Genomic DNA, 23044 nt, shown 5'->3' on the forward strand with positions numbered 1-23044 from the left:
AGACGGGCAGTTTGCGCCCGCAGCGCAACTACGATCCAATTGACTTGGGTGAAGCAACCTGAGTCAGAATCAAGGGTTCGACTTGATACGCTGACATTAAAACAGCAAGTGCGTAATAAGCATAAAAAAGCCGGAGGCTGTAAAACCTCCGGCTTTTTTATGCACTGTATATTTGATTGTTATTAACGTTTGATGTTGATCAGATCGACAAGCATTTGATCGGTTGTGGAAATTTTTTTCGAAATTGCCAGAAAACCCCACTGGGTGGCAATCAGGTCGGGTCAGTTGAGTTTATAAACCCAACAACCCTAAAACACCGATACAGCAACACATGGTTTCCCTATTAATTTCATGGAGTTAAAGAGCATTAATGGAAACAAAAACGCTTGACACAATTGTGTAGGGATATGATATAATCAAAATACATTTTTTCTAAAAAGGAGAACCTCTTGCTAAAAAATCTTAAACTGTCTTCCAAACTGATCCTTGGTTTCACCGTTCCAGTTATTGCTATTATAGTAATTATTATCGGGTCATATTTTGCTATAACCAGTGTGAAGGAGAATGTGAAAAACGCCCAGAATTCCAGTCAGGAAAGCTTCGAATATGCTCTGCTGGCACAAAGCATGAAATTGAATATTGTTCAGGTCCAACAATGGTTGACAGATATTTCCGCCACCCGTGGCCTGGATGGACTTGACGACGGTTTCAGCGAAGCAGAAAAAAGCCAACAATTATTCATTACAGGACTTGATAGATTTAAAAAACTTTATGCCAGCAAACAAGATGACAAGAACACACAAATCATCAACAATATCGAAAAGGCATTTAACGAATATTATATAACCGGAAAAAATATGGCGAAAGCCTATGTTGAAATTGGCCCTCAAGGCGGCAATAAGCTGATGGCCAGTTTTGACCATGCTGCCGCAACACTTTCCGAGGCATTTGATCCTCTGATCCAGGAACAGGGGTTACAGGGAGCTTCCGCTCTTGAGTTAGTAAAAGCCGCGGTGGATAAACTTCAACGATTTAACATTATTATCGGGATTATCAGTATTTCCTTCTGCATTTTAGGCACCTGGTTAATAGTCCAATCCATAACCAAACCAATCAGGTTTGCAATCAATGGCCTTACTTCCGGCGCAGAGCAGGTTTCCGACGCTGCAGGCCAGGTATCGTCCTCCAGTCAGAGCTTGGCAAACGGCGCATCGGAACATGCAGCAGCCCTTGAAGAAACTTCTGCCTCCATGGAAGAAATGTCTTCTATGACCAAGCAGAATTCTGATAATGCCAATCAGGCTGATAACCTGATGAAAACGACTTTGACGGTCATCAAAACCGCTGACACCTCCATGGCAGAGATGAATACTTCCATGAGAGAGATTTCAACTGCCAGTGAAGAGACTTCAAGGATTGTCAAAACCATTGATGAAATTGCCTTCCAGACCAACCTGCTGGCCTTGAATGCTGCCGTAGAAGCGGCAAGAGCCGGAGAGGCAGGAGCAGGATTTGCGGTGGTGGCAGACGAGGTACGGAATCTTGCCATGCGGGCCGCAGATGCTGCAAAAAACACTTCCGAATTGATAGACGGTACGGTCCAGAAAGTAGCGAACGGCACAAAAATTGTGCTAAGGGCAATTGAAGCATTTAAAGAAGTTGCAGATAACAGTACCAAGGTCGGGAGCCTGATAAGTGAAATCGCCACCGCCTCCAACGAGCAGGCGCAGGGGTTAAGCCAAATCCATACAGCCGTCACCCAGATGGATAGCATAACTCAACAAAACTCTGCCATTGCTGAAGAATCAGCTTCAGCGTCTGAAGAGTTGAATGCCCAGGCCGATACCATGATGGACATGATCATGGGATTAAACAATATCATAGATGGTGGCCAAAGAAACAATTCGCCGACAGACATGCCATTACAGAAACAAAACCTGATCACATAATTCAACTAAAAAATGGAGGAGCATTTCCTCTCAGACGGGCAGTTTGCGCCCGCAGCGCAACTACGATCCAATCGACTTGGGTGAAGCAACCTGAGTCAGAATCAAGGGTTCGACTTGATACGCTGACATTAAAACAGCAAGTGCGTAATAAGCATAAAAAAAGCCGGAGGCTGTAAAACCTCCGGCTTTTTTATGCACTGTATATTTGATTGTTATTAACGTTTGATATTGATCAGATCGGCAAGCATCTCATCGGTTGTGGAAATAATTTTCGAGTTTGCCTGAAAACCCCTCTGGGTGGTGATCAGTTTTACGAACTCGGTGCCGATATCAACGTTTGACTGCTCAAGGGCATTGGGTGCAATGGATCCCAGACCGTTGGTTCCCGGCGCGCCGGTTATCGGAGCGCCGGAATCGGTTGTTTCCCTGAAGACGTTACCGCCCTCCTTGAACAATCCCGCAAGATTATTGAATGTTGCAAGAGCAACCTGTGCCTTTTTCAAAACCTGGCCGTTGGAATAATGCCCGGTAATGACTCCTTCAGTATCTACGGATACCGACTGGAGGAACCCTGAGGCAAAACCATCCTGATCCTGAAAGATCGTCGTGGAAGAGTTTGCATACTGAGTGGAGGCAAGAGCCTCGGCATCAAATTCAGAGGTTACTTCATCACCCTGGCGACTGCCGTCCTCACCGCCGGTGTCGCCGGCAAGGATATCAAACTGTGCCAAGCCAAACGGAGCACCAGCGCCACTATAGGCGATGGAAGCAATATCAAGGGGACTTGTCACCGCTGAGGTATCGGCAACTCTGTCGGTAAGCACCAAACGCCCGGCATTGTCGATTTCCGCTTCACAGAGGAACGTCGACTCCAGCCAATCCAGCATATCCTGAACCGTGCCGTTTGGCGAATCTGCTGCCACTGCGCTATCGAACAAACCCGCCGCACCTGCAATGGTGGTTCCATCGGTTGCAGTGCCGGCAAACTGAAAGGTATTACCGACAACCACCGGGTTGCCCGCAGTATCATAGACGTTGGCCCAGGTACTGAGACCGCTGATGACCGGAACCGTGTCGGTAGCTGTCTGCACGGCGCGTTCAGTGGAAACTATCTTACGCTTTGAGGTTGTATAATTTATTTGGGTGCCCCAGGGATTGGCGGCGCTTGTATTAGTAAAACTGCTGATGTACATGCCGCTGTCACCGCCCTGCTGGTCGGTAATCCGCAACTTGCCGGTTGCATCAATACTGGCTGTGCAGGTAAAAGTCGTTTCCAGCTGATCCAGGATATCCTGAACTTTTGTGGTGTTGGCATTAGCTACCGTATAGACCAGGGTCGTGGCCCTGGTGCCGTCGTGCTGAAATCCGGCAAAGGTAAACACGTCACCATTGGCAATGGCATTGCCGTTTGAATCGTAAACACTTGATAAAAACGTCTCCGAAGTGATACGGGTTGTTGCCGCCGGATCAGAGTATGCGCCCAGGTCACTCACAACCACCTGGGTCAGATTTGTGGGAGAGCCGCTGAACCGCGCCCCTAAATTAATCGTCACCCCCTGATTGATCGTGTCACCGGTAAAATTTGTCGGAAAGCTGAAATAGCTCTCCGAGGAGCCCAGCACCATACGGTTATCATTTAATGACGGATCAACTTCGGCATCAGGTGGCACTGAGAATGCGTCTATCCTGTCAATATCACCGGAAGTGCTGAAATTGATGATGCCGTACATCAAGGCGCCGGCGCCTTTATGGTCCGCGTAATCATAGCGCAGATTAGGCGCATAAACCGTCTGGTCCGCTGCATCCAGATACCGCTGGTCCTCTGAAGGGTCGCAGGTCACCAGAAATTCCCATTCATTATCATTGGTGGTCCGGTCAAAATAAATGGTTACGTCATGACTTGCGCCCACTGTATCATATATTTTAATCGCACTGGTATATTCATAATTGGCGCTATCAATGGGATCAGTTGGATTGACCGCTGCAGCGTTTCTGCCGTCCCAGGCATCAAAAAGCCTGACCTCGGTGGTCTCGTTCTGCTGCCGCGAGTCGACATTGACGATAACCTCAATATCGGTGGTTGCAACCGGCGGAGTGCTCTTGCCGATGGTGATATCGCCGATGGTGCCCTGGCGGTTGCCGGTGTTGGAAGCGATGCTCCATCCCTGCACAAAATACCCTTTGGGATTCACCAGGTGACCTTCCTGATCAAACCTGAACTCACCGGCCCGGGTGTAATTGTCAGCCTCATTACTCTCGGGTCCGCGGAGCATGAAAAACCCCTGGCCGCCGATTGCCATATCCGTGGGCGTCGAGGAACTCTCAAAAGAACCCTGGGCAAAAAGACCGTCAACCGTACTCAGGGTTACACCGCGGCCAACCTGGGCTGCGCCGGACGCCGTTGAAACCGACTGCGAAAGGACATCCTGAAAGGTCGCGCGACTGGATTTAAAGGCAATTGTGTTTACATTCGCCACGTTGTCGCCCAGAACCGACATGGCATTACCCATTGTGTTAAGACCACTGATGCTCGAGTATAATGAGCTCGATATACCCATGATTTATTCCTCCTTTATTCTTGCATGCGGCTGTTTATTAACTGTCCAGCTCTTTTTTACAATCCGTTAATTGACTTTTAGAACCTCAGCGACGCTGAGATTTACGTAACCGTTGACTGTCAGCAGTGCCTGGCCGGATTCGAATTCAATCCCGGTCACCCTGCCGGTGCTGCGATAATCCGCTTCCATATTATTTCCTGCGACGTTCAATGCTTTCACTTTGTAATAATAGGCGCCGTCAGGAACCTGGTCACCACGCTGATCCTTGGTATCCCAGTCAAGCTCATAGGTGCCGGCTGAAATCGCTCCCATGTCAATAACCCTGACCTGGTGGTCTGCTGCATCGTAAATCTCCACCCGGCAGTCACTGGTTACATCCGGTATGATGAATTCAGTTACCGTTGTGCCACCCTCATTGACGCCGATCATATTGCCGCTGGCCTGAACCTCGCTGTCAAGCAGGGTCAAGAGCTGCAAGTTATTCTGGGATGTCTGGTAGGCCAGAAGCTCCTCCATGGTTTCAGTCATCTGCATGGTGGAATCCATGGTGCTGAACTGCGCAAGCTGCGAAGCCATTTCATAGCTGTCCATGGGTTTCATCGGATCCTGATACTGCAGCTGCGTAATGAACAGCGTCATGAAATCCTGGCGATTCAATTCTTTTTTGCCGACCACCGGAAACGGGTCGGACTCCGGAACGTACGCCGAAGCGTTTATGCTTGTTATTGCCATTATTTTTCTCCTTGACGATTAAACAAAAAGACTGACCCCGCCTTCTCTTTCAAGAAGCTGCTGTGCCCTGAGATAAAGCACGTCTTCCGGAAGGTCGGAGAGGTTTTCAAATTGTCCCGCCCGCGTACCATGCCATGCAAGTTCGTGGCGCTTGGCATCTTCCGGCGTATCATGTTGACCCACTGAAACATTGCAATCTTCCAGGTCAAAACCGCGCTGTTCCATATCGCTGCGGAACTGCTCCATATTGTTCTCCATGATCTGCTTGACCTTGTTATTTTCCATGTTGAACGACACCGAAACTTTTTCATCCCGGATAAAGAGATCAACCTTCACTTCGCCAAGCTCCGGCGGATACAGTTTGAGAACCAGATGGTGTTCGTTATTCTTCAACCCACGGGAAACACTTTCGGTTAACTGCTGATATACCTGCTGTTGAAATGATGATGAAAGTCGTGTCTGCGGCAGGATGATTTCCGGCTCATCAACAACTCCGGCAAAGCCTTGCTGAAGAGAATTGGCACCCTGCGCGATGAAATCCGTCTTGGCACCGGTGTTGGTGATAGTTTCCTGATCCTTAAGGAATGCGCCTGTTTTAAATCCTTCAAGGCTTTTATTCTTCGGCAGCAGTTTTAAATCTATGCTTCCGTCTTCAATTTCTGAAAACCAGGGCTGTACCGCCTCATCAAAGAAGAATTCCTCGGTGGAAGGCATATCGCCTTTTATATTCTTGATCTGTACGGTGGATTTATCCACTGCAACCAGAAGTTCCTTATATGCGGAACCGATGGAGTCCAATACCACCGGCGACCAGCCTCCGGATTTATTATCAAACCCGGCCTGGGCAAGAAGATCGAAAAGATTGTTCATGAAAACAGGCACATCCGCCTGTTTGCGGCTTGACTCAACTTCAGCGACTCCGTTGGTCAGCATTGCCTTGAGACGCTCCATCCCGAAAAGAATCTGCTGATTCTCGCCCTCACTGAACATTGCATTCTGGAGATATTCACTCACCCCGGCACGGGAGAGGATATCCTGCAATTGTTCGGCTTCCCATGGAGTAAGAGAAATAGCCTGCAGTTTCTGCCCGGAAGCTTTTTCAGCATTTATCAGCCCTTCAAGGAAAAGCGCCAGGTCAACCTGATCATCGCCGTTTACCGCGTATTCTGAAATTTTCTGGATTTCTTCGATATCAACGCCCATCTTGTTGAGTATTGCCTCAAGCAAAGGCAGGTCTGTTTCTGGGACCGTCACAGTTTTAACCTTGGCAAGTCGTTCAAAATACATCTTCAGGTCGCCAAGGAAATCCTCAAGACCGATGTTGCCGTTATTTTCTTCAAGATTCTGGAGTAACACGGCTGTCTCTTCTTTTGTCATCCCGGCCCCAAGGCATATTTTTTCAATGAGAGAGGTATCCGGGAGATTGAAAATCCATTCACCGGGTTCGGTCCCGACCTCGCTGACCGCCTCTTCAAGAACCCTGACGAGATTACCGAGAATCCCTGCAATCCCTGATAAGTTTTGCTGTGATGTATCGAAACCACCCCCGGCATTTGCTCCCACCGGCAAACCGGCCTCATTTGCCGCTTTATTATCGGAAACACCCAGGAGACTCTTATTGGATTCCGTAGTTTTTTTGGCTTGCATGTATTGCAGGAATGAAGTCACGGACGTCTTCGCCCCCTTTCCCTGCGTTGTTGCCGGTGTGGAATTTGTGATACACGCTATCGGATTCATCAAAGTATTCACTTGCAGATTCTCCTGTATATGGTCCCCATCCAGTATTGCCTCATAAAACACGCACCTGATAAGCCTTTGTGCAAACACTATGCCAGATTCATTTATTGCCATCGGAATGAACCGGGAAGCTTTTTCTGATTCGCCCGATCAGCGAAAAACAAAAACCGTGCAAAAGGCTAACACCGCGCTAAGGGCAGCTATTACGTATGATGAGGAGCGAGGACACATCGGAGAAACAATGATGGGAATCCGGCAGGAATTATTTTTGAAATAATCCTTGAGATATTTTTCAATTCTATCTTTCTGCAGGACCATGCTTATACCGCAAACAGGCCAAGTGGGAAATTATTGCCTGCAAATCATATCCCGGATAAGAAGTTTTTGCCTTATCTGAAAAAAGACCGTTTAATCCTATGATTTATTCCCTTAGATTATTCTGTTTCAATTGGAACCCACAGCAGATAAGCGCATGACTGATTACCCGTAGCGCCGGCCTATCTTCATGAGGATCTACTGGATATAACCCGGGTTGCCGGAGCGGCATGAAATCGAAAGAGGAAAAACAGGGATGTACAAAAAGAAGTGACTCTTCACAAAAAAAAACAGAGCGCTCAGGCTCTGCTTTTCAGGGACTCTCTAAAAAAATTCCGGATCATCTCTCGCCCAGGGAATTAACCCAGGCATAAGCCTTTGCCTGATACTTTTCATCCTGCATTGCTTTCTCGAATTGCTCACGGGAATTCCTTTTATCGCCGAGCTTATAATGCGCCATTCCCAGCTCATAAGCGAGCTTTCCGCATTGTTCGTCAGGAGTAGGGCTGACCGACATGCTCAATGCCACCTTTTCTTCAGCGCTCTTGCCATTAAGCATTTTTACCAGTTCGGCACAGGTAGGGGGTTTGGGGGTGTACCCATAGGTGACATCCGGTTTGGCATCTTTTGCAGACGTGTCGTTCTTCGCGGATTGCATTGAGGCACAACCCGTTAAAAATGATACAATTAAGATTACACTGAAAATCGTCGCGCTTCTCCGCATCATCGCTTTCATGACATCACCCGTATTTTTTATATTTAGTAAACTCTTTTACAATTAATCCCGCAAAAAATACGACCAAAAATAATACAATTGAACAGCGGGTTAAACATTCATAAATTATCAGCTTTAAATCAAAAGGGTATCAAAAATGAGTACGGCATGTCAAACACATTCTAAGTATTTCCTCGAATTATAAAACACCCATTTTTCTCGCCTGTCCCTTGGGTAAGTCTCTTCCCCGCAAATTTTGCGTCCGTGAATTATTTAAATAAGCTTTGAACATATCCTTCCAGGCGGATATATTGTCAGTAATAGTCCATTATTACCAGACGATCGGTTAATATTCGGGACCAGAGGACCAGGCCTTCAAATATTAAAATAATCACGAAATGACCATGACTGTTTCTAAAAAAACACTTTCCTTTCTTGACCGGTTTCTTACCCTTTGGATTTTTCTTGCAATGTTTATCGGGGTAATGGGCGGCTATTTTTATCCAGGAATCAAAGATATAATAAATTCCTTTCAGGTTGGCACAACAAACCTTCCAATCGCCTTCGGTTTGATCTTGATGATGTATCCTCCGTTGGCCAAGGTACGGTATGAAAAACTCCATGAGGTATTCCGCAATACAAGAGTCCTCGCGCTCTCTCTTGTTCAGAACTGGCTCATCGGCCCTGTCCTCATGTTCGGACTTGCGGTCATTTTTTTGTCCGATCATCATGAATACATGGTGGGCCTGATCCTTATCGGACTTGCCCGCTGCATAGCAATGGTCATTGTCTGGAACGATCTGGCAGAGGGCGACCGCGAATATTGTGCAGGCCTTGTCGCCTTCAATTCCATCTTTCAGGTGCTTTTCTTCTCTTTATATGCATGGATTTTTATTACGATTGTGCCGGGTTGGCTGGGCCTGGAAGGAGCGATTGTCGATATTTCCATGAAAGAGATCGCCATGTCGGTATTCATTTACCTGGGTATTCCATTCCTGGGCGGAATTTTCACACGATTTGTGGGCGTCAAAACCATGGGAGAGGAATGGTATCAGGAAAAACTTCTGCCGAAAATCAGCCCGTTGACCTTTGTTTTCCTGCTTTTCACCATTCTTGTGATGTTTTCCCTCAAGGGTGAATATATCGTGCAATTACCCTTTGACGTCATAAAGATAGCCATCCCGTTGACTATCTATTTTCTGGTCATGTTTATGCTCTCCTTCTTCATGTCCATAAAAGTCGGCGCCACCTACGAGCAGTCAACGACTTTGAGCTTTACTGCCGCTTCCAATAATTTTGAACTGGCCATTGCCGTGGCCATCGCCGTCTTCGGCATAGATTCCGGCCAGGCCTTTGCAGCGGTTATCGGCCCTCTCGTCGAAGTGCCGGTGCTCATCTCCCTTGTCAGTGTTGCCTTCTGGTTTAAAAAGAAATATTTTCCCTTTGCCAAAGAAACACCCGCCGGAGTCTGTCATCTCAGCTGTGAGCCCCAAAAAAACCACCCGGTAGCACATTCAAAACGCAATAAATAATATGGTTCTTAAGAATTATCAGCTGATTTATAAAATCTTTGCGACCAGTTGCGCCAGTGCCGAATTTCGAACTGATCAGGGAGAAAACTGCTGAGAGCCATAAAGGAAAATGGATGTCTTGTAAACTGACAAATATGAGGGGAGGGGCTATATGAAAGAATAAGTCAGATGTTAACCCTGAATCTGATAAAAAAAACGCTGGGCAATGAGTGCTCTTAAGGCTTAAAAAATGTTTTTCAAAACCAAAAAAAATACTGCCTGTTTGTACTTTTTATCCGAATCAATGCTGCTGGAGAGTCTTACAGTTTTATCAACCACTCGGTGGCCGAGTTCATTCGATCAAGCCGAGTTGTTTGCTGACGCGTACCGCTTTTTCCTGATCGAATTTGGGCAGGAGTTTCGCCACGGTGTCGGATTTCATCGACCGGAGAATCATCACCACCGTATCGTCATCCATTTTATTGAGCAGCGGCGCGACTTTTGAAACGCTCATGGCACTGTAAACCTTCACAAGGTTTTTGAACTGCTTGTCTTTTACAACCGTCAATTCATCCAGCTTTCTCTGAATCTTATCCTGCAGTTCGGTAAGGCTTACAAGTTTCCCATCCACTTCTATCTTGAGTGCCTCATATTCTTTTTGATGTTGAGCGAGGAGATCTTCTCTTTTCTGAAGATCGGCTTGCCGGATTTTGAGTGATTCGGCAAACTCAATCTCCCCCGGTGCAATCTGAACAGGTTTTTTTTCCTTTGATCCGACCCCGGCCGGGAATAACAGACAGATAATCATTATCAATCCCAGACAATTACCCGGCATTCCGCTGCTTATTTTCTTAAATAAATCTACCATGGGCGTCTCCGGTTTATTTCTGGCACTAATAACTTAAGCATGGCCCTTTCTCCCGTAACGAAGGAGAACCGCTTCATCGCCTTCCTTTTGCTCTTTGCTTAAAAGTTCTTTGAGGTACCTGCTGTAATCTTTTTCCCTCGCCTTTTCGATGACCTTTCTTGATTTGACTTTTTCAAGCAGTTTCAGCCTCGCCAGTTCAAAGACTTTTGCCTGCGCTTGAATTACCCGCTCCTGCCGAATAACTTCCCGTTCCTTATTGCTGATTCCATCCATATAAAAAGAAAAAAAATACGAGGTCATGGTCATTTTCTTACGTTCTTCAAAATCCGCAATCAACTGCGTCCTGGCGTCTTTTAATTCCTGGAGCTTATGCTTATGATTTTCAAGCAGTAACAATTCCCGGGCCAATAATTGCTGGGATTGCTCCTCAAGATTCCGCCGGAATGTAAGCAGGGCTTCGAGTTTGTATGTATACCCCATATAAATATCCCGATTCCCGAGTCAATAAAATCTATGCCGCTTCAAAAAGCCCCGCGAGCCGCTCAGCGCACTGCTTCAACGGCACCTTTTCATCAACTTCCTGCCGCAGAAACGCATTCATGCGGTCTATCATCTTAATTGCATAATCAATTTTCGGGTTGCTGCCGTTCACATACGCACCGATATTAATAAGGTCCTCCGCCCGTCTGTATGCGGACATGGTCTCCAGGAAACGCTGGGCCATTTTCACCTGCTTTTTGGCAACAACATCACTCATGCACCTGCTGATACTCCCCAGAATATCAACAGCAGGATAATGTCCCTGGTTTGCCAGATCGCGACTGAGAATAATATGCCCGTCCACTATGGAACGAACCGCATCGGCAATGGGCTCATTCATATCATCGCCCTCCACCAGGACGCTGTAAATGCCGGTGATGCTTCCCTTGCCGACACAGTTCCCGGCTCTCTCAAGAAGCTTGGGTAACTGGGCAAAGACCGAAGGAGTATATCCTCTTGAGGTAGGCGGTTCGCCGATTGCAAGGCCTACTTCTCTGGAAGACATGGCAAAACGGGTCACGGAATCCATCATCAGAACAACATCCCTGCCGCGGTCGCGAAAAAACTCGGAAACCGCCATTGCAAGGTAGGCGCCGCGCATACGCACCAGAGGTGATTGATCCGATGTCGCCACCACCACCACCGACCTTGCCAGACCTTCAGGGCCAAGATCACGTTCGATAAAATCCCGCAACTCCCGACCACGCTCGCCGATCAGCGCAATGACGCTGACATCTGCAGCTGTATGACGTGCCACCATGCCAAGCATTGTGCTCTTGCCGACACCTGAACCAGCCAGAATCCCAATACGTTGCCCCTTGCCAAGGGTCAACAGACCATTAACCGAACGGATTCCCACATCCACCGGCTCGACAATACGCTCACGCTGCATGGGATTCAGTGGTTCAGCATATAACGGGTAGGAAATTCCCTGCTCCAGAGGACCTTTGCCGTCCATGGGATTTCCAAGACCGTCAATAACCCTCCCCAACAGAGATTCCGCAACCGGCATAGTGGCCTGGCCGCTGACCAGACGAATGGCGCTGCCCGGTTCAATACCGCGCATCTCACCAAGGGGCATCAACAGGACACGACCCTCCCTGAAACCCACCACTTCCGCAAGGATACTGCCGCGACCCCGATAGACTTCTACCTCGCAGACACTGCCCACCGGTATACCCGGTCCAAGGCTTTCGATAACCATACCGATAACCTGGCTGACCCGGCCCTGAACCGTCATCAGTGATGTTTTATCCAGTGCCTCTATACATGTTGCCAAATTCATCAATAAAACCTGTTTTCCTGTTGATCTGCGACAGTACTTTCCCGCCGCTGCAGATCAATCATCGGGATGATCCTGAGAAAGGGCAACGAGAAAAGCCTGGTCAATGGCCTTGAAAATCAACGCGTTGCGATTTTCAAGGGTCGCATCAATCTCCCCGAAACCCGTTTCCAGAAGACATCCGCCCATTGAAACATTTGGGTCCTCAATAAGATGAACCCGGTTTGCGCCTTCCAGAAAAGCAGGATCAGAAAGCCCGGCTTCCTTGATCCGCGCAAAATCCTCTTTGTTCAGATGGACTTTAACCGTTGAATTTTCAATGACGTTTTCCATTGCCTGCTGCAGAATTGCCTTGATTACCCTCGAATTGACTGAAACCTCGTGATTAACCAGCTTATTGACCATGGCTTTTATGACATGGAGTGTATCTTGTTCGTATTTTTTTATGATTACCGACTGCTGGTCTCTGATCGCCGCAAGCAGCAGATCATATTGCTGCATGACCTGGGTAATATTTTTTTTACCGGCCGCGGATGCCTCACGCTGCCCACGATCATACCCCTTGTTGTAAGCTTCTTCCTCGATGCGGGCGGCGTCATCCTGAGCCTTCTGGATGATTGCATCCGCATTCCGTAGGGCAATGGCAAACTCGCTCCCCTCATCTCCGGTGGGGCCGTATTTTTCTTCGGTAAGCTGCCAGAGGGCTTCATAAGAAAGAAATTCCGTTTCCGTAAGGTCTAAGCCGCCGACAGATGATTGTGGTCCGTCCTGTTTACCAACCCCGTTATGCACCTTGAATACCTTAGACAAATTCATCTTCTCCACCACCCTGTATCAGGTGGATTTTCCCTTCCTGTTCAAGGCGTTTGGCGACTTTTATGATTGACTGCTGCGCGCCTTCAACATCCTTGACCCGCACCGGACCCATGATCTCCATGTCTTCTTTCAACATTTCAACAGCACGGGAAGACATGTTCTTGAATATAAGTTTCGCCAGGTCTTCAGAGGCGGTTTTCAGCGCGAGTTTAAGATCGTCGGTGCTCACTTCTTTGAGAATCGCCATGATGCCCCGATCATCCAGGGTCACAAGATCCTCAAAAACAAACATCAGCTTGCGAATTTCATCGGCAAGGCTTTCCCGCTGTTCCTCAACGCCTTCAAGTATCAGAGCCTCAAGGGCTCGATCGGCATTGTTCAGCATTTCGGCGACAGCCTCAACCCCGCCCAGTCGCTGTCCTTCCATGCCCTCCACCGACAGCAGCTCTTCCTGAAGAACCCGGTCGAGGTCAACAAGAATCTCAGGGCTCACCTTGTCAAGCTCCGCCATGCGGATGACCACTTCAATCTGAACGTCTTCTTTGAATTCCTTGAGAATTTCAGCAGCCTGGGTTTTATCCAGCACAGCCAGCAGCAAGGCAATGGTTTGCGGATGTTCATTCCGGAGAAAATTGACCAGCACCTGGGGTTCGAGCTTTCTTGCTTTTTGAAAAAGGGTCAGTTTCCAGTCTGAACGGATTTCATCAAGAAGCTGGTTAGCCTTATCTGAACTCAATGCCCGTTTCAAGGCGGTTTCGAGCAGATCATCGCCGGATAGAAAAATGTCGTGATCACCGGCGTCCATCTTGAATTCACTCAACAGCGAAGCGATATCTTCCTTGTCAACCTTGTCGACCTTGGCCATCTGCCGACCGACGCTTTTTATCTCGTCCGGGTCAAGCCGCTTGAAAACCTGGGAACTGAACTCCTCACCGACGGTCAACATGAATATTGCCGCCTTTTCAGGCCCGGTTAGATTTTCTGACGGTCCTTCTCGTTTTTTTGATTTTGCCATGAATTAAGCCTCTTCTCGCAACCACCGCCGTACCAGGTCTGCCGCCCGGTCAGGATCACTTTGCGCCAGACGGTATATTTTTTCCTTGTCGGTCATTCCTTTTGGATGCAGGGTGAGATCCTCTTCCTCCTCCATTTCTTCACCAGGCGCCCCTCCGACAACCGCTGCAAACCTCTGTCCGGTCAACGGTCTTGTCGCCCTTGCAACCGGGCCGCTTGTCAATATCCTCAAAAGAGGCCTCAACACCAGAAGAAAAACACCTAACACAATTATAAGATAAAACGCCGGCATTGAAAATCTTTCACCCATATCCCACCATTTATCCATGGGATCCACTTCAGGTTCAACAATTGAAGAAAGAGCAAAGGACATATTTACAACCTCAACCTTATCCTCACGATCCTCATTATAGCCTATGGCATTTTTCACCAGTTTGTCAAATCGCTGCATCTCTTCAGGGGTTCTTGACTTATATTGCAGAGTATTATCACCCTGATCATCTTTTTTCTTGTCATATGTCCCATCGACCATTACCGCGACGGAAAGTCTCTTAATACTGCCGACTGATTCCCTGATATGCCTGGTTACTTTACTGATCTCATAATTGCGCGTGACATTATTTCGATTATAATTTGCACTTCCCCCTGATGCCACGCCACTGTCCGCATAAGTGGCCAGATCTCCTTTGACTCCAGGTATTCCCTGGGCATCGGCACCGCCTCTGGAATCACCTTCAGCCTGAAGCTGCTCACTCCTTACAACCTGTGTTTCCGGATCAAAATTCTCTTCGGTCAATTCAATCCGGTCAAAATCCATCTCAGCGGTCACTTCGGCACGGACCCGATCGATTCCCACAACTTCTTCAAGCATACTCTCCACTTTCTGCCGGAGCGATTCCTCTATTTTAACCTGATATTCCAGCTGATTCGCCGTAATAACTCCTTCTTCATTCCCCTGCTTTCGATACAGAAGCCTCCCCATGGTATCGACCACAGTTATATTGTCCGTGGTCATCCCGGACACGGCGCTTGCAACCAGGTTGACTATACTTTGGATCTGATGGGGGGAAAGTTTTTCCCGGCCACGCAATTTCACACTGACCGATGCGCTGGGCGGTTTTTCATCTTCAATAAAGACTGATTCCTTTGAAACTGCGATATGCACCCTGGCCTCTTCCACCTGCTGGAACTGACGGATAGTCCTTGCCAATTCTCCCTGCAGGGCTCTTTGATAATTTAGGCGATGAACAAAATCGGTTGTCCCGAAACTGGTTTTATCAAAAATCTCAAACCCCACGCCACCACCTCTCGGCAGTCCTTCTCCGGCCATAGCCAGCCTGATGTCAAGGACTTTGTCGGCCGGAACCAGTATTGTGGCACCATTGTTAGAGAGTTTGTATAGATGCCGTTGTTCCTGGAGTTTGGCCACGATGTCACTGGCATCCTCCTGGGTCATACCGCTGAAAAGCACCTTATACTGCAGATTGCCGCCGGTCGTCGTCAGGGCGTACAAGCCGCCTACAACCACGACCAGTATAACAGCAAATGCTATTTTCTGTGTTACTGAAAACTCCTTGAATATCGTTGCAATCTGTTCGAGCATCTCTTTTGCATTTGCCATGGTCTTTCCTTCTTCGATGTATTATGACTTTTTATGCCCGCATAGGTCATGTAGCACGATAAGCACTACACCTGCCGCTAGAGCTGCAATCTCATTATTTCCTGATAGGCGTTTACCACCTTGTTCTGGATCTTGGTCATCAGCCTGAATGATATATTTGCCTTTTCCATGGCAATCATTGTCTCATGAATATTTGAGTGCTGACCGCTCACCAGACCGGCGACCGAGGTCTCCGCCTCCTGCATCTTCTGATTCACCGAATCTATGGAATTTTTGAGCATATCACCGAAACCTGATTCACCTGCCCCGGAAACGCCTTTCCCTGGTTGAGTAGTTACAGCGCCAGTCAGCGGTTTAATTCCTATGTCATTCATTAAGTCCCCCTGATTTTAAAAATTAACACGTTACAGACCGGTATCTCAGTCCTTTGCATTAACACAATGACCGAGCAAAAAAACCATTTTTGAATGGTCACAGATTAGCGGCCGATCTCAAGCGCTTTCATCGCCATATTCTTTATCGCATCAAGGGCCGCGACATTGGCCTCATAGGCCCGCTTCGCCTCCATGATATCCACCATCTGCTCGGTGGCGTTCACATTGGGAAGTCTGACCGTGCCATTCTCATCGGCATCAGGATGCGAAGGATCGTACACCTCCTTAAAAGGCGCATCATCCTCAACAATGGCGCTCACCTCGACTTCACGCAAACTGGCCGCCGCAGAATTCAATTTTTCCTGAAAACTGTTTTCAAGAGGTTTTGAACCGAAAACCACGGATTTTGCCTTGTATGGCCCGCCCTCAAGGGTTCTTGTCGTGTTGACATTGGCAAGATTCATTGCAGCTATATTAATCCTTGTCCGCTCAGCTTTAAGGGCCGAACCACTGATCTTCATTGCTGTGATAAAATCCATGATTTACTATTTACCTCCCTCATCAATAACATAACGTAACGCATCGAATTTTTTAGCAATTATTTGTGTGCCGATCTGATACATCAGTTGACTTTCAGAAAGTTTAAGCATTTCTTCATCAAGATCAACCGGCCTGTCTTCAGACCTGACACTCAGGCTTCTCTCCAGTGCCATAGGATCGAGTTCCATATGTTTTTTATGGGTTTTATCAAGATGGCCTTTACCGGTCATCAGACTCGCCATTACCTTTTCAAAAGAGAAATCCTGGGTCTTATACCCGGGTGTTTCCATATTGGCGATATTCGTTTGAATAAGTCCCTGTTTCTCGGCTCTCAGATCAAGCGCTTTAGCGGTCAAGGCCAGGGTTCCGCCATATAATTTATCTATCGGCATAGATTCCTCCATGGGTCTTTATGCATGTCAGAGTTAATCGCAATCACTTTTCTTGCAAATTAAATGCCATCAGGAAAATATACATGACTATCCGGCAAGTCCTTCTGGTTCGAAACCAATATACTGTTACGAAAGTGAACATTTTTCTTGGAAAAAAACCGAGCTGAAAGGCCCATCGGCAACCAGTAAATCTTTGGTCAGGAAAAAGATCTGCCGCGGCAAGGAGAAAGATAGAAGAACTCACAAGAAACGCATAACTAACTGTAATAAATATATTTTTTAAAAAATGGTCAAACCCGAATTATACGGATCAATATCTTTAACTAATTTTATCGGCTGGGGAAAGTGGCTGAAAACAAACGTACTACGGGGCAGGCTTACTCAATAGTACCCAGGCTTCTGTATTCATGTAATTTATTTCGCAGGGTTCTGACGCTGATGCCCAGCATTTTGGCAGCATGTGTCCGATTATTGTCGGTTTTGTGAAGGGCCTGCAGGATCATTTGACGCTCGACGTCTTTGAGGCTTGCCGTCCCTTCACTTGAACTCCCGGAATTCTGTGCAATTCCAGATTGACGATTAACTGGAATTCCGCCGGCCGCACTTGCGGCAACCCCTGCCTGTCGGAGTTCTTCCTCATCCCAGAAATCCCATGGCTCAAACTCCTCACTGAAGCCGAGAAGCACAGCCCTTTCAATAAGGTTCTCCATTTCCCGGACATTCCCAGGCCAGGAATATTGTTTAAAAACCTCTACAGATCTCGCTGAGAGTTTCTTGGTCGGCTTATTATATTGGGCGGAAAATTTCCCGATAAAATATTCGGCCAGAAGCTCGATATCATCCTTTCTCTCTCTTAAGGAAGGCAGGCGCAAGGGAATGACATTCAATCGATAGAAAAGATCCTCGCGAAACTCACCTGCCTTGACCGCATCCTGCAAAGACCGGTTGGTGGTGGCCACAACATGCACATCAATTTTCACGGGTGCCTGCCCGCCAAGTCTGTCTATTTCTTCCTCCTGCAAAACCCGTAAGAGTTTTGCCTGAAGATGAAGAGGGATTTCGCCGATCTCGTCGAGCAATAATGTGCCGCCGTCGGCAAGCTCAAACTTGCCTTTCTTTGTCACTATGGCCCCGGTAAACGCCCCCTTCTCATGGCCAAACAATTCGCTCTCAAGAAGTCCTTCAGGTAATGCCGCACAATTAAGCGCCACAAAAGATCCCTTGGCCCTGTCACTTTCATTATGGATATACCGGGCAAAAACTTCCTTACCGGTTCCTGACTCACCCAAGACAAGTATCGTGGCCTTGCTCGAAGCAACGGTCTTTGCTTTGGCAAGAATCTGCAGCAACTTTTCATTCATGCCGATTATCGGTCGTTTCTGCCGCTTTATTGCCTTTCTGGACTCCGGCAAAACCTGATCCGGAATTTCAATTTCCGCAGCAAATACCCGGACGACATTTTCAATGACACTCTCTCTGGCAAGAGGTTTGATGATATAATCAAAGGCTCCGGCTTTCATGGCTTGAACCGCCGTTTCGATGGAGGCATACCCGGTGATAATCATCACCGGGAGCTGAGGGGCTTTGGCTTTGATCTTCTGTAAAAGCTTGATACCGTCCATTTGCGGCATCCGGATATCGGCAATTACCAGATCCGGGGTGTTTCTCTCGATAAGCTCAAGAGCCATCAAGCCGTCTTCGGCAACCTCCACATCATATCCGGCGCCTTTCAATACCTCGAAAAGAAAGATGCGGATTTCCCGGTCATCATCCACAACCAGTATTTTTTTTGCAGGATCGGCCATTTGATTTGGGAATTAACCTTATCACCTTAGAGGGGGACAACGAGATAGCGAATGTGATGTGACTTCGAGCCTTTTAGTGTCAAGTGACAAGTAAATAGTAGTTGATGTGTTTACTCGTCACCTGTCACTCGTGACTTTTTACTCATTACTATTTGCTCGCTTAGAAATTATTGTTTATCAAGAATGGAACCAACTTTTGATACAGCAATATCAATACTGCTCTGTTTCATTCTTTCCATGGCGAGTTTCTGCCACAGCGCATTGGGGCCTTCCTGGGCCTTTTCCATCTGCTGTATACCTTTTTCCTTTTCACCCATCCGGAAATAAACATCGCCCAGATGCAAATGAATGCCCTGCGCCTGATTCCCTTCCTGGGGCATATCGTCGGTCAACCCGGCAAGATACGCCCGCGCAGATTCAGAAAAATTATTCTCCTCACGGAGAGCATCCCCGAGCCGACCATACCATCCCTGAAGGACGTCGGAAGCAAGCAACTCGTCTTTTCTGAAATTTTCCAGGGCGTCGGCGGCCTCCTTATAGCGCTTCAATTCAAATAACATATTGAGGCGAGCCTGGGTGTAGATATCTTTTTTCTCAATAAAAGTAAGAATTTCAACCGCCTGAGTATAGTATTCAAGAGCTTTTTTCTCCTGGCCTAGCGCTTCCTCCAGCCTGCCGCTCTGATAATAAATCTCACCCACTTCCTTTTTATCCTTATAAATCTTGCGCAGGTATTCCAGGAGCCGGTTCGCGGCGGTCCAATCCTTCTTGGCTATGTAAACTTCGGCACGCCTGGAGTAGAGATTAATCTTGTCAGCATCGCTCAAGGGAAGTGCAAGAGCCCGGTAATAGACAACCGAAGCCTGATCATAAAGAAGCAGGGATTCAAGGGCCTGGCCCACAAGAAAAAGCAGGCGGCCATTTTCATAGGAGCTTACATGGCGATACTCGGATAGATACAGCTCATACACCTTTTTATAATTTTCCTGTTTCAGAAACTCCTGAATGAGATACAGCAGTATTTCCCCGGATAACACGGATGACTTTTTGTCTCCCTTGGGGTTATCATGTTTCAAAAAACTTCTCCCGACTTCATATGCACGATCAAATTCCTGACGGGCAACATAGCGCATGAAAAGGCCGTATCGTGCATCCTGGGCAACAGGGTCAGAAGGATAGGATGTTAATACTTCCTGATATTCCTTGTCACCTTTGGGATCGGTCAGATCGCCTTTACGCTGCCACCTGCTGAGCTTAATCTGCGGATCATCGAGGTATTGGGCCTGCCGGAGGCTGCTGAGCATTGTTGCTCTTTCACCTTTTTCACCTTCCAAAACCGCCTTCTCATAAAGTTTCTGGGCGGCGGCATCCTGCCCTTCGCGGAAATAACTTTCCGCAAGCTCAAATATGACCTCGGTTCTTCGATACGATTTTTCCGCCAGATTGACAAAGAAGAAAAGATTCTTTCTTCCCTCTTCTTCCCGGTTATTTTTGAAGAAAGCGCTGCCAAGCTGAATAAGAAACTCGGGATTATCCTTATAATATGCAGGATACTTGGTGTTTACATTAAGAAATGATGTCAGGGCGCCCGGGTATTCCCGTTTGGCAATCTGGGTGTCGCCAATGCCAACGAGACCCATTATCCGAACATTCTGGTCATTGCTTTTTACAAGCTCGCGGTAAATTTCTTCAGCCTCGTCCGGCAGATTCAATTGTATAAGGGTTTTACCGCGCCAGCCCTTTGCTTTCGGAACAAAATCCGAATCGGGAAAGCGATCGAGAAACAGATTGAGATACACCAGGGCCTCGCGATAATATCCCATACGGAAATGGGAGACTCCAACCTCAAAATAGGCCTCTGTATATTTCGGGGAGTCCGGATAATCGGTTATGAATCTTTTGAACAGATCGCGAACCTTTTGCCAATCCCCAACCGGGCTGGCATTGGCTAGCGACTTATAGATCTGTACCGCCTCCCATAAGGCATCAGCAGCATTGGCTGCTGTATGGTATTTATCATAAATCCGATAAAAATAGGCCGCGGCATTTTTGGTATCTTCCTTGCCCAGAGCTATCATCGCCTTATCCCATAATCTCTCAGAGGGATGTTGTTGCTGAATTACTGCGTCTGCGGGCTTAGTGGAGGTTTCCTCTGCAGAAGATTGCAGAGGAAAAGCGATCAGGATAACAAAGACGCAACAGAATTGAATGATAAGGGAAAAATTCTTGATGATTTTCACTATTGTTTTCATAAGAATAACCAAAAAACCCACCATGATCATCCTTTAAGGATTGTCGGCATCTCAGGGAAACGAGCCCCGCAAGACTCCGGATAGATTAGACGCCGCCGCTTATTGAGCCGCTCATTTCTCGATATTGAAGACGACAATCCTGGTTTCGCCTTTTCAGGCAACCATTACGGATTAAAAAGTTCGTGCCTTTTCATCTTCTCAAGCAAGGTTGTGCGATTAACATTTAACAACTTGGCGGCCCGGTTCTTCACCCAGCCGGCCTGATCAAGGGCCTGGGTAATAAGCCGTTTTTCAAAGTCTGCCACTGACTGACTCAGGGAAAACCCTTCTAAAGGAATTTCTTCAATATTATGAGATGATCTTCCGCCCGCCTCAAGCAGACGTTCAGGAAGATCATCGACAGAGATCCTGTCGCCGGTGGACAGGATGACCATCCTTTCTACCATGTTTTCCAGTTCCCGGACATTGCCGGGCCATGAATATTTCAGGAGATAATCAAGGGCCTCAGGAGTAATCTCATGAAGTTCCTTGCGCTGATGACGCTTGTATTTAATCATGAAAAAATCCACCAGGAGAGGAATATCCGAGGCTCTATCCCTGAGTGGCGGCGCTTCAATGGGGATAACATTGAGGCGATAATAGAGATCTTTTCTAAAACGGGACGCATTCACCTCTTCTTCAAGGTTTCTGTTGGTGGCGGCTATAACCCGGAAATCAGATTTTATCGTTTTGGTGCCGCCGATTCTTTCAAATTGCCGCTCCTGCAGAACTCTTAATATCTTGACCTGAAGCATCGGGCTCATCTCTGATATTTCATCAAGAAAAACCGTTCCGCCATGAGCCATCTCAAAACGCCCGGTCCTTGTCCGGATAGCATGGGTAAAGGCTCCTTTTTCATGACCGAACAGCTCACTTTCAAGAAGTTCTCCGGGAATAGCGCCGCAGTTGACCGGCACAAAAGGTCCGTCGCACCTTGCGCCCTCGTAATGCAACGCCTGGGCAATAAGCTCCTTGCCCGTGCCGGATTCACCAAAAACCAATACCGTTGTATCGGCATTGCAAACCTTTTCTATGAGAGAAAAGACTTGTTTCATTTTCCGGCTCTTACCGATGATTCTGGCAAAGCCAAGATCTTTTTTCTTCGTCCGGGAGGAACTCGGCAATCTCAGGCCATCTCCCGGCCGGGAAACGAGTTTTCCATAGGAGACCTTAAGCGCTTCAGGACTGATCGGCGCTTCCAGATAATCTCCGGCACCGGCACGCATAATCGAAGCCACCTCGGCAATCTTCGGATTGTGCGATGAAACGATAATCGGCGTATCAACTGCCGCATCAACCAGTTCCTGAATGAGGGATTCTTTATTTTTCAGGGATTCGAATACCACCAGAAAAAGATCATATTGTTCGTTTTCAAGGTGCTCCAGGGCTTCTTCCCGCCGGCTTACCCTGAAAACAGACAACTGATCCTGTTTTGATAGAGTGCTGAGACCCAGGCTGTCCCCTGAAGATTCGTCCAGTAATAGGATGGAAATAGTATTCATAGCCAGCGCTGAAGCAAAAGAATTAATGTTATAAGTTTTGGATATTATTTATTTTATATACAATATTAACAGAAAAGTGGCAGCCTTTTTATCATTTTGCATCAAAAACATATTCAGTATACATAAAAGCATGGCTTAATAAAACAGTTACGAGGGTAAACTGAAGGATAATACCCTGAAACACACCCCCATCATCACTGAAACACTGCATGAAAATAAACCTGCCCGACAAATGCCGGTAGAATCAAATAGCTCATAACTTCACCCAAAGCCTTTAAATTTCCACGGAGCGTCGGGAGATGGCACTATATGCAAACATTTAAGATAGTTACCAATGACCTGACTTTACCGGTACAAAACTATACCAAAATGCATCTAATTAAACGTCATGAAGATAATGTCTTGGTTTTATTGTAGAAATCAGTTATACCTCAAAAGGTATACATGGGAATGCAGCAAAAAAATGCATTCCCCTTATCCAT

20 protein-coding genes are annotated in these 23044 nt (G+C 47.2%); 4 read left to right on the forward strand and 16 right to left on the reverse strand.

The annotated features are described in order from the left end of the window. On the forward strand, positions 1 to 186 hold a 186-nt coding region (locus KKE17_11030; GenBank protein ID MBU1710526.1), incomplete at its 5' end, for a hypothetical protein. A 440-nt stretch (positions 187 to 626) separates the two neighbouring features. After that, the gene (locus KKE17_11035) at positions 627 to 1949 is read left to right on the forward strand and encodes a hypothetical protein (protein ID MBU1710527.1); all 1323 of its coding nucleotides are present in this window, start codon (positions 627 to 629) and stop codon (positions 1947 to 1949) included. 215 nt (positions 1950 to 2164) lie between these two features. Here the strand turns inward: KKE17_11035 and KKE17_11040 are convergent, their stop codons facing one another. The 3 genes from KKE17_11040 to KKE17_11050 form a co-directional block, all read right to left on the reverse strand. After that, positions 2165 to 4507, reverse strand: a complete 2343-nt coding sequence (locus KKE17_11040) for a flagellar hook-basal body complex protein (protein ID MBU1710528.1) — start codon at positions 4505 to 4507, stop codon at positions 2165 to 2167. 66 nt (positions 4508 to 4573) lie between these two features. Beyond that, on the reverse strand, positions 4574 to 5239 hold the full coding sequence (locus KKE17_11045) for a flagellar hook assembly protein FlgD (protein MBU1710529.1): 666 nt from the start codon (positions 5237 to 5239) through the stop codon (positions 4574 to 4576). An 18-nt stretch (positions 5240 to 5257) separates the two neighbouring features. Then, entirely contained in the window at positions 5258 to 6907 is a 1650-nt protein-coding gene (locus KKE17_11050; protein MBU1710530.1) for a flagellar hook-length control protein FliK, read from the reverse strand. A 160-nt stretch (positions 6908 to 7067) separates the two neighbouring features. Between KKE17_11050 and KKE17_11055 the strand changes: the two genes are divergently transcribed. Next, positions 7068 to 7253, forward strand: coding sequence for a hypothetical protein (locus KKE17_11055; protein ID MBU1710531.1), 186 nt, complete (start codon positions 7068 to 7070; stop codon positions 7251 to 7253). 378 nt (positions 7254 to 7631) lie between these two features. On the opposite strand, the gene KKE17_11060 is transcribed toward KKE17_11055, so the two are convergent. Further along, on the reverse strand, positions 7632 to 7949 hold the full coding sequence (locus tag KKE17_11060) for a hypothetical protein (GenBank protein ID MBU1710532.1): 318 nt from the start codon (positions 7947 to 7949) through the stop codon (positions 7632 to 7634). Between the two features lie 455 nt (positions 7950 to 8404). On the opposite strand from KKE17_11060, the gene arsB reads away from it, so the two are divergent. Beyond that, the gene (gene arsB, locus KKE17_11065) at positions 8405 to 9538 is read left to right on the forward strand and encodes an ACR3 family arsenite efflux transporter (protein ID MBU1710533.1); all 1134 of its coding nucleotides are present in this window, start codon (positions 8405 to 8407) and stop codon (positions 9536 to 9538) included. Between the two features lie 331 nt (positions 9539 to 9869). On the opposite strand, the gene KKE17_11070 is transcribed toward arsB, so the two are convergent. The 12 genes from KKE17_11070 to KKE17_11125 all read right to left on the reverse strand — a co-directional run bounded on the left by KKE17_11070 (position 9870) and on the right by KKE17_11125 (position 22562). Continuing rightward, positions 9870 to 10385: a hypothetical protein gene (locus KKE17_11070; GenBank protein MBU1710534.1), complete on the reverse strand. Its 516-nt coding sequence runs from the start codon at positions 10383 to 10385 to the stop codon at positions 9870 to 9872. A gap of 33 nt (positions 10386 to 10418) precedes the next feature. Beyond that, entirely contained in the window at positions 10419 to 10865 is a 447-nt protein-coding gene (gene fliJ / locus KKE17_11075) for a flagellar export protein FliJ (GenBank protein ID MBU1710535.1), read from the reverse strand. A 31-nt stretch (positions 10866 to 10896) separates the two neighbouring features. Further along, positions 10897 to 12210 carry a FliI/YscN family ATPase gene (locus KKE17_11080; GenBank protein MBU1710536.1) on the reverse strand — a complete coding sequence of 438 codons (1314 nt, stop codon included), beginning with the start codon at positions 12208 to 12210 and terminating at the stop codon, positions 10897 to 10899. Positions 12211 to 12264: 54 nt separating this feature from the next. Then, positions 12265 to 13023 (reverse strand): hypothetical protein, encoded by a 759-nt coding sequence (locus KKE17_11085; protein MBU1710537.1) that lies wholly within the window; start codon positions 13021 to 13023, stop codon positions 12265 to 12267. Further along, on the reverse strand, positions 13010 to 14038 hold the full coding sequence (gene fliG, locus KKE17_11090) for a flagellar motor switch protein FliG (GenBank protein ID MBU1710538.1): 1029 nt from the start codon (positions 14036 to 14038) through the stop codon (positions 13010 to 13012). Before fliG ends, KKE17_11085 begins: the two co-directional genes overlap by 14 nt. 3 nt (positions 14039 to 14041) lie before the next feature. Further along, positions 14042 to 15658, reverse strand: coding sequence for a flagellar M-ring protein FliF (gene fliF, locus KKE17_11095; protein ID MBU1710539.1), 1617 nt, complete (start codon positions 15656 to 15658; stop codon positions 14042 to 14044). Between the two features lie 77 nt (positions 15659 to 15735). Further along, a complete protein-coding gene (gene fliE, locus KKE17_11100; GenBank protein MBU1710540.1) occupies positions 15736 to 16032 on the reverse strand; it encodes a flagellar hook-basal body complex protein FliE in 297 nt (98 codons plus the stop codon). Positions 16033 to 16136: 104 nt separating this feature from the next. Next, entirely contained in the window at positions 16137 to 16571 is a 435-nt protein-coding gene (gene flgC / locus KKE17_11105) for a flagellar basal body rod protein FlgC (protein MBU1710541.1), read from the reverse strand. A gap of 6 nt (positions 16572 to 16577) precedes the next feature. Next, positions 16578 to 16964 carry a flagellar basal body rod protein FlgB gene (flgB, locus tag KKE17_11110; GenBank protein MBU1710542.1) on the reverse strand — a complete coding sequence of 129 codons (387 nt, stop codon included), beginning with the start codon at positions 16962 to 16964 and terminating at the stop codon, positions 16578 to 16580. Between the two features lie 377 nt (positions 16965 to 17341). Continuing rightward, the gene (locus tag KKE17_11115) at positions 17342 to 18769 is read right to left on the reverse strand and encodes a sigma-54 dependent transcriptional regulator (GenBank protein ID MBU1710543.1); all 1428 of its coding nucleotides are present in this window, start codon (positions 18767 to 18769) and stop codon (positions 17342 to 17344) included. A gap of 167 nt (positions 18770 to 18936) precedes the next feature. Beyond that, positions 18937 to 21021 carry a tetratricopeptide repeat protein gene (locus tag KKE17_11120; protein ID MBU1710544.1) on the reverse strand — a complete coding sequence of 695 codons (2085 nt, stop codon included), beginning with the start codon at positions 21019 to 21021 and terminating at the stop codon, positions 18937 to 18939. A gap of 164 nt (positions 21022 to 21185) precedes the next feature. Beyond that, positions 21186 to 22562, reverse strand: a complete 1377-nt coding sequence (locus KKE17_11125; GenBank protein MBU1710545.1) for a sigma-54 dependent transcriptional regulator — start codon at positions 22560 to 22562, stop codon at positions 21186 to 21188. Positions 22563 to 23044: the final 482 nt, after the last annotated feature.

Source organism: Pseudomonadota bacterium, from assembly GCA_018823135.1.
Classification (GTDB): Bacteria; Desulfobacterota; Desulfobulbia; order Desulfobulbales; family CALZHT01; genus JAHJJF01.

Bases quoted from the DNA above. Each gene is read 5' to 3' on its own strand.
- KKE17_11035 (MBU1710527.1), top strand. From the start codon at position 627: ATGAAATTGAATATTGTTCAGGTCCAACAATGGTTGACAGATATTTCC.
- KKE17_11040 (MBU1710528.1), bottom strand. From the start codon at position 4,507: ATGGGTATATCGAGCTCATTATACTCGAGCATCAGTGGTCTTAACACA.
- KKE17_11045 (MBU1710529.1), bottom strand. From the start codon at position 5,239: ATGGCAATAACAAGCATAAACGCTTCGGCGTACGTTCCGGAGTCCGAC.
- KKE17_11055 (MBU1710531.1), top strand. From the start codon at position 7,068: ATGCCAGATTCATTTATTGCCATCGGAATGAACCGGGAAGCTTTTTCT.
- KKE17_11060 (MBU1710532.1), bottom strand. From the start codon at position 7,949: ATGCAATCCGCGAAGAACGACACGTCTGCAAAAGATGCCAAACCGGAT.
- arsB (MBU1710533.1), top strand. From the start codon at position 8,405: ATGACCATGACTGTTTCTAAAAAAACACTTTCCTTTCTTGACCGGTTT.
- KKE17_11070 (MBU1710534.1), bottom strand. From the start codon at position 10,385: ATGGTAGATTTATTTAAGAAAATAAGCAGCGGAATGCCGGGTAATTGT.
- fliJ (MBU1710535.1), bottom strand. From the start codon at position 10,865: ATGGGGTATACATACAAACTCGAAGCCCTGCTTACATTCCGGCGGAAT.
- KKE17_11080 (MBU1710536.1), bottom strand. From the start codon at position 12,210: ATGAATTTGGCAACATGTATAGAGGCACTGGATAAAACATCACTGATG.
- KKE17_11085 (MBU1710537.1), bottom strand. From the start codon at position 13,023: ATGAATTTGTCTAAGGTATTCAAGGTGCATAACGGGGTTGGTAAACAG.
- fliG (MBU1710538.1), bottom strand. From the start codon at position 14,038: ATGGCAAAATCAAAAAAACGAGAAGGACCGTCAGAAAATCTAACCGGG.
- fliF (MBU1710539.1), bottom strand. From the start codon at position 15,658: ATGGCAAATGCAAAAGAGATGCTCGAACAGATTGCAACGATATTCAAG.
- fliE (MBU1710540.1), bottom strand. From the start codon at position 16,032: ATGAATGACATAGGAATTAAACCGCTGACTGGCGCTGTAACTACTCAA.
- flgC (MBU1710541.1), bottom strand. From the start codon at position 16,571: ATGGATTTTATCACAGCAATGAAGATCAGTGGTTCGGCCCTTAAAGCT.
- flgB (MBU1710542.1), bottom strand. From the start codon at position 16,964: ATGCCGATAGATAAATTATATGGCGGAACCCTGGCCTTGACCGCTAAA.
- KKE17_11115 (MBU1710543.1), bottom strand. From the start codon at position 18,769: ATGGCCGATCCTGCAAAAAAAATACTGGTTGTGGATGATGACCGGGAA.
- KKE17_11120 (MBU1710544.1), bottom strand. From the start codon at position 21,021: ATGAAAACAATAGTGAAAATCATCAAGAATTTTTCCCTTATCATTCAA.
- KKE17_11125 (MBU1710545.1), bottom strand. From the start codon at position 22,562: ATGAATACTATTTCCATCCTATTACTGGACGAATCTTCAGGGGACAGC.